Here is a 12,326-nt window from a genome sequence, read left to right as displayed (position 1 = left end):
ATTAGTATGCCCTGTCACAGTCCATATATCCAATACATATAAAACAAAAAGAGTCTGATGCAAAATAACATTTGCATCAGACTCTTTTTCTCTTATTTAGAATACACAATTTTTTTAATCGTTTCTCCGGAAAGAAAATACTCTTCTGCAAGTTGATGAATAGCAATTCCGCTTTTAAACGCTTCTTTAATCGCTTTATTTCTTTCATCTAATTGTTTTCTTCCTCCAGATCGTGTGCCCCATTTATAATGTTTCGTTTCTTGTTTTGGAATGTAAATTGTTTCACCTTGTATATACTTTTGAATTTCAGTAATTAAACTTTCTGGTAAAACCGTCGCTGCTTTAACGTATTTCATTTCTGCTCGCCCCTTATTTTTTATGGTTCATTTCAATAAGGTGCAAAGCCAAATATAAAAAATGATACGAGCTCATTTAGGCGATTGTATATTACTTGTCTACCTCACGCAAAGTATCGCCATTTCCATACTTGGCTTTGCATGAGACGCTGCAGTGTCCGGCAATTGAATTGTAATCGCCATGTAAACACCTCCTAATATACCTTTTTCATTACATTATATGATAAATTCCTTCCTCTTGCATCCACATCCTTTTTAAAGCATGAAACTACTTAGTTTGATATAATACTTTTTAGTCCAATCGAAAAGTATAGTGAGGTTGCTTTATGAAAAAGAAAATAATCATTACAATCGTTACATTATTCAGTATTACTGTAGCATTATTTGGAACATACAAATTGATGAATGCAAGAAGCTTTCAATTGTTTGGAGATTTAACAAATCGAGTAGAAACAAATGAAAAAGTGATTGCTTTAACTTTTGATGATGGCCCTACTAACAATGTAAAACAAATATTACCGCTACTAGATACATACAATGCAAAAGCTACTTTCTTTTTAATCGGAAATGAATTAGAGAAAAACCTATCGTTAGGAGAAGCTATCGTACAATCTGGACACCAAATTGGAAACCATACATATTCTCATAACAGAATGGTTTTTAAAACACCTTCTTTTATTAAAGAAGAAATCGAAAAAACAAATTCATTAATCCGCCAAACAGGATTTACAGGCGCAATTGATTTTAGACCACCTAACGGGAAAAAACTAATTGGCCTGCCCTATTATTTAAAGAAAAACAATATCGAAACAATCACCTGGGACCTTGAACCTGATACTTTTTATAAATCTGCAACTGATAAAATTGAATATATTAATAAAAATGTAAAACCAGGTTCTATCATTTTACTGCACTCTATGTATGATGAGTCTAATGAAAATTTACAGACCATAGAAGGTATTTTAGACTCTTTAACTAAAAAGGGCTATCAGTTCGTAACAGTAAATGAATTGCAAAAAAGAGCAAAATAAAAAGGTAGCGTATCCAGAGCGATACGCTACCTTTTTTAAATAATGCCAAGTACATTTAAGAATACGATAATAATCGCAATTGGTGCGATGAAGCGAAGTAAGAATAACCATAATACAAACAATTTATAGCCTTTATTTTTACTTACACCAAGCTCTCTCATTAATACATCTTTCTTCATTTTTAAAGGAACAAAGATAGAAACTAATAAAACACCCAGTGGCATGAGTACGTTACTAACTGCATAATCCGCTAAATCAAAGACTGTCTTTCCGAAAATCTTCAGATCGCTTAATATACCAAATGACAATGCTGACGGTACTCCTACAACGAAGATTAATAAACCTACGATTAAAGCCATTTTTTCACGTTTCCCTTTACCTTTTGCAGTTAAAGATGCCACGCTAATTTCTAACATCGAAATCGCTGATGTAATAGTAGCAAAGAAGAATAGTAATAAGAAAACAATGAAGAATAATTTTCCAAATGCCATTTTACTGAAAATAGCTGGCAGTACGATAAATAATAACCCTGGTCCTTGAGATGGTTCCATTCCAAATGCGAACACTACTGGGAAAATTGCAAGTCCTGCAAGTAATGTAATCACAAGCGTTAAAGCTACGATAGAAAATGCTGAACGCGGTAAGCTTTCTTCTTTCGGCAAGTATGAGCTATACGTTACCATTACTGCTACTCCGACTGATAGTGAGAAGAACGATTGCCCCATTGCATATAAAATGACTTCTGATGTTACGTTTGCGAAATCAGGTTGTAAGAAGAAACGAACTCCTTCTCCCGCACCATCTAACGTAAGTGCACGAACGATTAATACAAAGAATAAAACGAATAGTGCTGGCATGAAATATTTATTTACTTTTTCAACACCATTTTGTACACCTTTACTTACGATGAAAATAGTAATAAGGATGAATAATAGCTGTGAGCCAACTGCTAAATACGGATTGGAAATGATTTCACCAAACGTAGCTTCGTATGCCCCATTTCCTTCCCATAGTCTACCTGTAATTGCATTCCATAAGTATAATAAAATCCAGCCTCCTACAACACTGTAGAAAGAAAGTAATATGAAACATGTTACAATCCCTAATTTCCCTAACCATGGCCATAGTGTTTTTGGTGCGATTTCTCTATACGCATCAACGGCCTCTTTTTGTGTACTTCTTCCGATAACAAATTCAGCTAATAATAGCGGTAAACCAATTAATAATGTGAAACCGATGAAAATAAGGAAGAACGCGCCGCCCCCTCCAATTCCGGCCATATACGGGAACTTCCAAATTGCCCCTAGACCAATTGCTGAACCTGCTGCAGCTAATACGAAACCTAATTTCGATGTCCATTGCTGTGAATTCATTTGTTAATCTCCTCTCTTTATCTTTTTCTGTTTTACAATTCGGTATTTATATTGTTCTATCCACACTCTTTTCTAATACGTTCACTTCCTCTCTACTAATAAAAAACGCCCCTACGTAAATACGTAGGGACGACAAAAATATCGCGGTACCACCCTAGTTATGAAGATACAACAAAGTTAGGACCTAAATAAAAAACGCCCCTACGCAAATACGTAGGGACGATAAAATATCGCGGTACCACCCTAGTTATGAAGCCACAACAAAGTAAGACCTAAATAAAAAACGTCCCTACGTAAATACGTAGGGACGATAAATATCGCGGTACCACCCTAGTTGTGAAACAATCTTCACCACTTTATTTGATAACGGTATAAACTACCGTCTTTCATTTCCTCGTAATGTGAGATTTATGAAAGATGCTCCAGGACGAACTTCATGAATAATCTATATACTGATTCACACCAACCATCAGCTCTCTGAAATAGGGAGATATTCACTACTATACCCTTTCATTGCCCAAATATTATTTTCCGAATTGATTACTATCATTTTTATCATACATTAAAAATAGTGTCAACTTATATTTTGAATTTTTATGTATTACATTCTATTTAAAAATTCAAAATATGACTTTTAAATGAATAGTATTAGAACATTTATGGTTTATACTGTATTAACTTCCCTAGCAGGTTTATAGTAGTATACGATGAATGCAAGACAGCAAGAGTAGGAGGAAAGAATTTTGTCTACGTCAAAAGTTTTAAAAGGAACTGCTTTATTAAGCGGGGCCACAATGATTTCACGTATATTAGGTTTTATATACTTCTTCCCTTTTCAATTACTAGTTGGAACGCAAGGGGTTGCTTTATATGGATATGCATACTCTTGGTACGGTATTTTATTAAGCTTTTCAACAGCGGGTATTCCTATTGCCGTTTCCAAATTCGTTGCAAAGCATAATGCGCTTGGTGATTATAGTACAAGCAAAAAATTATACAACTCTAGTGTAAAATTAATGTTGTTTATGGGCTTTTTAGGATTTTTAATTTTATTTATTGGAGCACCGTACATATCACAATTTATTATTCGCTCGAAAACGCCAGATCCACAATTTATCGCTGACGTAACACTTACGATGCGAGCATTAAGTTTTGCACTTATTATCGTACCAGCTATGAGTGTTACACGTGGTTATTTCCAAGGATTTCAACATATGAAACCAAGTGCTGTTTCTCAAGTCGTGGAACAAATTGCACGTGTTGTTTTCATTTTAGTTGGTAGCTTCATCGTCTCAAAATTATTAGGGGGTTCAGTAGCTTCTTCGGTTGCAGTTGCTACGTTTGGAGCTGTTATCGGAGCACTTGCAAGTGTCTCTATTTTAATGATGTACTGGAAAAAATATAATGGGTTAAAACCTCCCGAAGGTGAATTAAAATCAAGAGCATCGAATATCCCATTAAAAAATATTTATATAGAATTACTTCGCTATGCAATCCCAATTGTATTTGTCGGCATCGCAATTCCACTTTACACGTTAGTAGATCAATATACTGTAGCTGATGTCCTTAGAGCGATGGGAGAGCCGTTAGAAACAGCAAATGCAGTTTTCGCTTATATAACGAACTATGCCCAAAAGTTAATTATGATTCCAGCTTCACTTGCAACTGGATTCTCCTTAACGATCATTCCGGCTATAACGAAATCTTATACAAGTGGGAAATTAGAAGAATTACAAGAACAAATTTCAAAGATATTTCAAGTCTTGTTATTCTTCACGATCCCGGCTGCCTTTGGTCTTGCTAGTATCGCTTACGATGCATTCCGTATGGTTTATGTAAATCCTGAAATTGCACTTGGTGGATCACAATATTTAATTTCATTCGCACCGTCTGCTATATTAAGTGCGATTTTCACAGTTTCAGCAGCTATTTTACAAGGAATCGATTATCAAAGAAAAACAATGATTGCATTCTCAGCCGGGATTCTCGTTAAAGTTGTAGTAAATACACCGCTCTTACATTTATTTGGCGGACACGGTGCTGTACTTGGAACCATTCTTGGATACCTCGTTTCCAATAGTATTATGTTGTACTGCATCGTTAAGTTTGCGAAATTTAAAATTGGTGAGACAGCAAAAACAGTATTTCTTATTACAATTTACTCCGCAGCAATGTCTGCTGTTGTGATGGCATTAAAATCAATTTTAACATGGTTAATTCCTGGACAATCTTATATCGAATCACTTCTCATTGTTGTTATATGCGGCGCTGTAGGAGGACTTGTTTACCTTTTATTCGTATTAACTAGTGGACTTGCTTCACATATTCTCGGTGATAGAATTCAACGCTTACCTATACTGGGGAAATTAGTAAAATAAAAAACAAAGAGATGTAACAAGGGTTACATCTCTTTGTTTTTTATTTCGCATATTGAATACGCTTTTGCTGTTCAGCAATATGTAATTCCGGAGCATGGTGTTCTACTAACTGTAATAGCTCCTCGATTAACACTCCTAACTCCTGTATACTATACTCCGGTTTCCCTATTAACGTATTCGTCATACGCTCATATAAGTTTTCAGGCTTAATAATCATTCGTTCCACATTATATGGCATCCATTTAAACGCTGGGTGATGTACATACATTTTATTCAAACCAAATAAGACCCCAAATATATTTCTTTGCGCTTCACAAATAACATCATATAGCATAAGCCAATCTTTTCGCTTTAAAAGAGCCTCTCGATTATGCCAGCGATTGCTTAACCAAAGATTTTCTGAAATCATCCGTTTCGCTAGGTCTTCTGGATATGCCAACACCCTATCTTTTAATTCATGTACTTTCTCTTCTCCATACAAACTAACACCATCATGAATGGATGATACGATACATTGTTTTTCATAACTTATATCATATTGAACCACCACATCCTCAATAACTTTCTCTACTGTTTCTGTTAAAAAGTTACTAATCTCTAATTTAATTCCTTCTTTCGTCAAATATGTTTCTGACCATTCTTCTTCCTCGTAAGGATGGTATGACAAAATTGTTCCACCAATATAGTTAATAGGCCCTTTACGATCCTCATCCTCTGGTAGCATTGACCATAAAATATGTAGTTCTATATCTGAATGTTCATCTTCTAGCTTTCTAGCTACTGAACCAGCTAAAATAATAGCCTCCACTTTCGGATTTTGCCTATAAACCTCCGACATTTCTATTGCTTTCTCTTTTAATTCCACTTCATTTCCCCCTATAATTGCAGTACACATTTAACTTTTCATTTATCTATTTCGATATTATGCATTGCACTCCCTTTTCAATGTTCCACTAAATCATATTTCTACCCAATAACGCTGAACAATTTCCCCAGTATGAGAAGAAACTACTTCATTTTCTAGCACACCGCCAACCTTTTGAATCGTTTTAGCCGAAGCAATATTAGCTTTATCGCAAGTTATTAACACTTTCTGCAACCCTAACTTTTGCGCTTCATATAATGCGAGTTTCAATTGTTTTGTCGCGTAACCTTGACGACGTTTATTTGGATGGACACTATATCCAATATGACCACTTTCCCGCAATAATTCTTCGTTTAATCGATGTCTAATATTCACAAAACCTATAAGTTCCCCTTTTTCAAAACTTAAAAATTGACTAGATGGTACTCGATTACCTTGTAAGTTTTCTCCCGCTTCTTGTATACTCACTTTTTCAAACCATTCATCGAGAGAATCAAAATTTTGTAAAGAACTACTGCCATGTGGTTGTTCTCCTGATTGTAAAAACGCATGTTTATATTCCATAATTTCTCCACTATATTCATGTGTTGGTTTTAATAGTTTCATTTTTATTCTCCCCCTCTTTACAACCTAAAACAAACACCTTACTCGTAACAATTTCACGAGTAAGGTGTTTTTATCATTTTCATTCAAATAATCCCATACTCAAATAACGCTCCCCTGTATCAGGTGCAATACATAAAACTTTTTTACCAGCGCCTAATCGTTTTGCAATCATAATTGCTGCATAAACAGAAGCACCAGAAGACGGCCCAACTAATAACCCCTCTTGTCTAGCTAAGTTTCTCATTGTCGTTAAAGCCTCTTCGTCTGCAATTTGAATAATTTCGTTATACACTTCCGTATTTAAGTTTTTCGGGATAAACCCTGGACTTGTTCCTACTAGTTTATGAGGACCCGGAACACCGCCTGATAAAACAGGAGATCCTTTCGGTTCTACTACTGCAACATATAAATTTGGTAGTTTCTCTTTTAACGTTTCACCAGTCCCAGTAATCGTTCCACCAGTTCCTGCCGTTGCTACGAATGCATCAAGCTCTCCATCCATTTGTTCATAAATTTCAAGTGCAGTCGTATAACGGTGAATATTCGGGTTTGCTGGATTTTCAAATTGCTGCGGAATAAAACTATTTGGAATTTGCTTTTGCAATTCTAACGCCTTCGCAATTGCTCCTGGCATTCTTTGTTCTGCCGGTGTTAAAACTACTTCTGCTCCGTATGCTTTCAATAAGTTAATTCTTTCTTTAGACATATTATCCGGCATAATTAAAATCGCTTTATATCCTTTTGCGGCTGCATTCATTGCTAAGCCTATTCCTGTATTTCCACTTGTCGGTTCAATAATTGTATCTCCTGGTTTGATGAGACCATTTTCTTTTGCAACGTGCAGTAAATTATAAGCAGCGCGGTCTTTCACACTGCGCGACGGATTAAACATTTCTAGTTTTACATACACCTCCGCTGCGTCTTCTGGAATAAATTTAGATAATTGGACGACAGGTGTATCTCCTATTAATTCTGTTACGTTTTCACATAATTTCATAGCGCATCCCCTATTCTATCGTTTTCTTATCACTTGGTAATAACCAAGAAGTGAGTCCAATTAATGGTAGACAACTACATAGTAACATAATGAATTGTAGACTATATATATCAGCCAATTTCCCAAGGACTACAGATCCTAAAGCGCCGAGTCCAAACGCAAGCCCTACAATTAATCCAGATACCATTCCTACTTTTCCAGGAACAAGCTCTTGTGCATAAACAACAATTACACTAAAACTACTTGAACTAATAAAACCGATACATAAAAATAGCGGTACGACCCACACGAGCGAAACGTGAGGTAATAAAAGTGCAAGTGGCGCTGAACCTAGCATTGAAAATACAATAATTGTTTTCTTTCCAAATCGATCTGCTAACGGTCCACCGAAGAAAGTTCCTAGCACACCGGCAATCATAAATGCGAATACGAAATACTGGGCATTTTTTATAGATAAACCGTAATGCTCAATTAAGTAAAATTGATAAAAATTCCCGATACCAGCACCGTACCAAGATCGTACAAAAGTAAGAAACACAAGAAGTAAAATAACAAATTTAATATGTGTACTGACAATCGCATTTTCCGCCTCAAGCGCAGCCCTCTTTTTTCTTCTCACAGCACCAGTTGCTAATTCATTCCTATACCAATTTGATACGAAAATTAATAATACAATTCCTACCGCCGCAAAGGCAGTAAAACCTAAAGAACCAATTTGACCGAGTGGAACGAAAATTAATGCTGTAAAAATAGGAGCTAGAGAATTCCCTGTATTTCCTCCCACTTGATAAATTGCTTGCGCTAAACCTCGCTTTGCACCAGCTGCCATATAAGCAACTCGAGCCCCTTCTGGATGAAAGACTGCGGAACCCAATCCGATAAATAAAACAGAAATAATAACAATAATAAAGTTCGGTGCAAACGCGAGTCCAATCATCCCAAGCATACTCGAAAACATTCCGAGCGGTAATAAAAATGGTGACGGTTTCTTATCCGAATACATACCAAAAACCGGTTGCATAATCGATGATGTCATATTTAACGCAAACGCAATCCACCCTACTTGCATATAGGATAAATTCATCGTTTTTTCCAAAATAGGAAACAACGCGGGCACAACTGCTTGCATCGAATCATTTAAAAAATGACCGAAACTAATCGCAAATAATATTCGATATATTGTCGGTGTTTCTACTCTGTTTTTTTGCGAAACTGCCTGCATATGTGAATCTCTCCTTTCTGTAAAATATATATATTTATTACAGTAGGTGTAATAAATTCTGACTTTTGAAACATTTCTATTCTATACTGGTTTCATTTCTTTTTCCAGAAATATCACTTCTTACATAATATATTTTTTCTATACGTTTTATCGGATTTATTTATAGAAATTTTCTATATTTTCTCTTATACTAAGGCAGAGATGAAGGAAAGGATGACAACTATGAAGAAAAAAACAAAGGGAATCGTTGCACTCTCAATCACATTATCTATGTTTTTAACAGCATGTGGTCAAAAACAAGAGGCAACAACTACTGGAGAAAAGAAAAAAGAATCTTCAAAACAAGTATTAAACATTGTAGAAGCTGGGGAAATTTCTACACTTGATTCATCTATCGCAACCGATGGATTTTCTTACGCTGCATTAAACAACGTAATGGAAGGATTATATATGCCTGGGCCTGATAATAAACCTGTTCCTGCAGCAGCTGAATCATACAAACTGAGCGAAGACGGAAAAACATATACATTTACATTACACGATTCAAAATGGTCAAATGGCGATCCAGTAACTGCTCATGATTTTGAATATGCATGGAAACGTGCCGTAAATCCAGAAACTGCTTCTGAATACGCACATATTATGTTCGATATTAAAAACGCAGAAAAAATAAATAAAAAAGAATTGCCAATTGACTCATTTGGTGTAAAAGCAATTGACGATAAAACATTAGAAGTACAGCTAGAACACCCTGTCCCATACTTTTTAGGTTTAATGGGATTTGCAACATTTTATCCTCAAAACAAAAAGGTTGTAGAAGCACAAGGGAAAAATTACGGACTTGAAGCTGCAAATGTAGTTTATAACGGACCTTTCCAATTAAGTGAATGGAAACATGATACAAGTTACAAAATGACAAAAAACCGGAACTACTGGGATAATAAAAATGTGAAATTAAATGAAATTAATGTAAATATCGTAAAAGATACTTCAACAGCTGTTAATTTATTTGAAAGTAAACAAGTAGACCGTATTACGATCAATTCAGAGTTTGTTGATAAATATCAAAAAGATCCGAGCTTAAAGAAAATGGAACGTCCTTCTGTGACATTTTTCCGATTTAGTCAAAAGAACCCTTTATTAGCAAACAAAAATGCTCGTAAAGCTATTTCGCTTGCTTTTGATAAACAAGGAATCGCAACAACGATTTTAAACAATGGTTCTATACCTGCGAATGCATTCGTTCCAAAAGGATTCGTAAAAGGACCTGACAATAAAGATTTTCGCAGTACAAGTAATGTAAAAGTAGAAACAAATGTGAAAGAAGCTAAAACACTATGGGAAACTGCGAAAAAAGAAACAAATTTACAAAACGCTTCTCTTTCAATCATAACAACTGATGAATCTAACGATAAAAAAATTAGTGAGTTTTTAAAAGGTGAACTGGAGAAAAACTTACCTGGATTAAAAATCACATTACAACCACTTCCAGTAAAAGCATTTTTAGATCGTGAAGGAAATGGTGATTTTGAAATTTCACTTTCTACATGGGGACCAGATTATCCTGATCCTACAACATTTTTAAATATGTTCGTCACAGACGGACCGTTTAATAAGATGAGTTACTCAAACAAACAATACGACGAATTAATTGAAAAAACGAGCTCTACTTTAGTAACTGACTTACCAGCACGTTGGAAAGCGTTCCAAGATGCAGAGAAAATCTTACTTGAAGATGATGCAGCTATCGCTCCAATCTTCCAATCAGGACTTGTATATTTAGAACGTCCAACAGTAAAAGGTGTTGTTGTTCGTCCATTTGCAGGAATTTATTCTTATAAGTGGGCCTCTATTACGGAATAAGAAAAAGGCGATCCTAAAACATATTAGGATCGCCTTCTTTCTTAAATTGCAAAACGCTTATATTTTTCGTAATCGCTCGTCTTACATTCCACTTCTAGTTTCGTACCTTCGTTTTCATAACTCGTAGATAGAACGTGCGCATGAGTATTGAAATAAGAAACTACCTGTCCTTGATCATACGGAATTAACATTTCACACTTCGTATACTCTTTATAAATGTGTGAGCGAATCATTTCGACAAGCTCTTTTATTCCAACATGTTTCTTCGCCGATAAATAAACACGGTCTTCTTGTACTTTCGGAATTTCAACATCTACCATATCTGATTTGTTATAAGCATAGATTGTTGGAATATTTTCTACTCCAATTTTCTTTAACGTTTCATTTGTAATATCAATTAACTGTTCATAATTTGGATTTGCATAATCTACAACGTGAATAAGTAAGTCTGCTTCCGCTACCTCTTCTAATGTTGACCGGAATGCTTTCACAAGATGATGCGGTAATTTACTTACAAATCCAACTGTATCTGTTAATAAGAATGATTTATTATCTGGTAAATCAATATTTCGCACCGATGTTTCTAACGTCGCGAATAACATATCTTTTTCAAATACTTGTTTTTCTTCTGTCCCATTATAAATTTCAAGCATCGCATTCATCGTTGTTGATTTTCCTGCGTTCGTATAACCTACTAATGCTACAACAGGAATTTCATTTTTCTTACGTTGCTTTCGCTGCGTTTGACGCTGCGCAACAAGAGCTTCTAAATCTTTATTTAAAACTGAAATTTGTTCTTCAATTTTACGACGATCCAACTCTAATTTCTTCTCACCGACACCTTTATTTTTCGTACCAACACCGCCGCTCTGTCTTCCTAACGACTCACGAAGACCAATTAAACGAGGCATCATATACTGAAGGTGGGCCACTTCTACTTGCAACTGCGCTTCTTTCGTTTTCGCACGTTGCGCAAAAATGTCTAAAATTAATATGGTACGGTCAATTACTTTACAATCTAAATCTGCTTCTAAATTTCGAATTTGAGAAGGCGATAATTCGTCATTAAAGATGACCATATTCGCACCTACTTCATTTACATAGGCTGCTACTTCTTCAATCTTTCCTTTTCCAATATAATGGGATGGATTTACACGTTGTAAATTTTGCGTCACTTGTCCAATTACCTCTACATCACAAGCTTCTGCAAGATTCGTTAGCTCTTCCATCGAATATGCAAAATCATCCTCATTACCTAAATTTACTCCAACTAAAACTGCTCTTTGTAATAATTCTTCCATATATTTATTCCTCCATTTCGATTACGTAAAATAAAAAACACAGGTCGCTGCCTGTGTTTTCGTAAACGGATAAGGGTTCACCAAAGAAATAGAAGAAAGTTGTGCTTTCATCCTATCTCATAGTTAAAAAGTCCCAAGATCGTATGCGTATCCACAATAAGTGTTCACCTATACAATCCCATTCTATTTATAAAGGCAAAACAAAAAGAGGGCGTATTCGTCCCTCCCTCTTTTTCACATATAAGCTTAATAAAGGGTTCCTTTAAAATAGGCAGACCAATCCCGTTCACTCTGCACACAGACAGAGCCTTTGAGCGCTATTCAATTATTGGCA

The 12,326-nt window shown here is 35.4% G+C and carries 10 protein-coding genes and 1 other annotated feature; of the genes, 3 read left to right on the top strand and 7 right to left on the bottom strand.

Annotated elements, in window-relative coordinates; genetic code table 11:
- Positions 1-92 precede the first annotated feature (92 nt).
- Positions 93-356, bottom strand: coding sequence for a CD3324 family protein (locus tag PDK19_RS16535; RefSeq protein ID WP_000878308.1), 264 nt, complete (start codon positions 354-356; stop codon positions 93-95).
- Positions 357-682: 326 nt separating this feature from the next.
- Here PDK19_RS16535 and PDK19_RS16530 point away from each other — a divergent pair, with 326 nt between their 5' ends.
- Positions 683-1,387: a polysaccharide deacetylase family protein gene (locus PDK19_RS16530; RefSeq protein WP_000726883.1), complete on the top strand. Its 705-nt coding sequence runs from the start codon at positions 683-685 to the stop codon at positions 1,385-1,387.
- A gap of 35 nt (positions 1,388-1,422) precedes the next feature.
- Here the strand turns inward: PDK19_RS16530 and PDK19_RS16525 are convergent, their stop codons facing one another.
- Positions 1,423-2,760, bottom strand: a complete 1,338-nt coding sequence (locus PDK19_RS16525) for a sodium-dependent transporter (RefSeq protein WP_001088180.1) — start codon at positions 2,758-2,760, stop codon at positions 1,423-1,425.
- 300 nt (positions 2,761-3,060) lie between these two features.
- Positions 3,061-3,283: a binding site (T-box leader), on the bottom strand.
- 220 nt (positions 3,284-3,503) lie between these two features.
- On the opposite strand from PDK19_RS16525, the gene PDK19_RS16520 reads away from it, so the two are divergent.
- Positions 3,504-5,138, top strand: coding sequence for a putative polysaccharide biosynthesis protein (locus PDK19_RS16520; RefSeq protein WP_000107870.1), 1,635 nt, complete (start codon positions 3,504-3,506; stop codon positions 5,136-5,138).
- 40 nt (positions 5,139-5,178) lie between these two features.
- On the opposite strand, the gene PDK19_RS16515 is transcribed toward PDK19_RS16520, so the two are convergent.
- The 4 genes from PDK19_RS16515 to PDK19_RS16500 form a co-directional block, all read right to left on the bottom strand.
- The gene (locus PDK19_RS16515; protein ID WP_074615673.1) at positions 5,179-6,003 is read right to left on the bottom strand and encodes a DUF4037 domain-containing protein; all 825 of its coding nucleotides are present in this window, start codon (positions 6,001-6,003) and stop codon (positions 5,179-5,181) included.
- A gap of 93 nt (positions 6,004-6,096) precedes the next feature.
- Complete coding sequence (locus tag PDK19_RS16510; protein WP_000771307.1) at positions 6,097-6,609, bottom strand: GNAT family N-acetyltransferase; 513 nt, start codon at positions 6,607-6,609, stop codon at positions 6,097-6,099.
- A 79-nt stretch (positions 6,610-6,688) separates the two neighbouring features.
- Positions 6,689-7,606 carry a cysteine synthase A gene (cysK, locus tag PDK19_RS16505; RefSeq protein ID WP_000762253.1) on the bottom strand — a complete coding sequence of 306 codons (918 nt, stop codon included), beginning with the start codon at positions 7,604-7,606 and terminating at the stop codon, positions 6,689-6,691.
- A 10-nt stretch (positions 7,607-7,616) separates the two neighbouring features.
- On the bottom strand, positions 7,617-8,828 hold the full coding sequence (locus PDK19_RS16500; RefSeq protein ID WP_001149406.1) for an MFS transporter: 1,212 nt from the start codon (positions 8,826-8,828) through the stop codon (positions 7,617-7,619).
- Positions 8,829-9,050: 222 nt separating this feature from the next.
- Between PDK19_RS16500 and PDK19_RS16495 the strand changes: the two genes are divergently transcribed.
- On the top strand, positions 9,051-10,691 hold the full coding sequence (locus PDK19_RS16495) for a peptide ABC transporter substrate-binding protein (RefSeq protein ID WP_000730646.1): 1,641 nt from the start codon (positions 9,051-9,053) through the stop codon (positions 10,689-10,691).
- Between the two features lie 41 nt (positions 10,692-10,732).
- On the opposite strand, the gene hflX is transcribed toward PDK19_RS16495, so the two are convergent.
- Positions 10,733-11,992 carry a GTPase HflX gene (gene hflX, locus PDK19_RS16490; RefSeq protein ID WP_000391886.1) on the bottom strand — a complete coding sequence of 420 codons (1,260 nt, stop codon included), beginning with the start codon at positions 11,990-11,992 and terminating at the stop codon, positions 10,733-10,735.
- Between the last annotated feature and the right edge of the window lie 334 nt (positions 11,993-12,326).

Source organism: Bacillus cereus group sp. BcHK124 (assembly GCF_027712065.1).
Taxonomy (GTDB): Bacteria; Bacillota; Bacilli; order Bacillales; family Bacillaceae_G; genus Bacillus_A; species Bacillus_A pacificus.
Note: the sequence above shows the minus strand (reverse complement) of the source record. Positions and strands in the feature narration are given on the sequence as shown.

Coding starts and splice junctions, on each gene's coding strand:
- PDK19_RS16535 (WP_000878308.1), bottom strand. CDS start 356: ATGAAATACGTTAAAGCAGCGACGGTTTTACCAGAAAGTTTAATTACT.
- PDK19_RS16530 (WP_000726883.1), top strand. CDS start 683: ATGAAAAAGAAAATAATCATTACAATCGTTACATTATTCAGTATTACT.
- PDK19_RS16525 (WP_001088180.1), bottom strand. CDS start 2,760: ATGAATTCACAGCAATGGACATCGAAATTAGGTTTCGTATTAGCTGCA.
- PDK19_RS16510 (WP_000771307.1), bottom strand. CDS start 6,609: ATGAAACTATTAAAACCAACACATGAATATAGTGGAGAAATTATGGAA.
- cysK (WP_000762253.1), bottom strand. CDS start 7,606: ATGAAATTATGTGAAAACGTAACAGAATTAATAGGAGATACACCTGTC.
- PDK19_RS16500 (WP_001149406.1), bottom strand. CDS start 8,828: ATGCAGGCAGTTTCGCAAAAAAACAGAGTAGAAACACCGACAATATAT.
- PDK19_RS16495 (WP_000730646.1), top strand. CDS start 9,051: ATGAAGAAAAAAACAAAGGGAATCGTTGCACTCTCAATCACATTATCT.
- hflX (WP_000391886.1), bottom strand. CDS start 11,992: ATGGAAGAATTATTACAAAGAGCAGTTTTAGTTGGAGTAAATTTAGGT.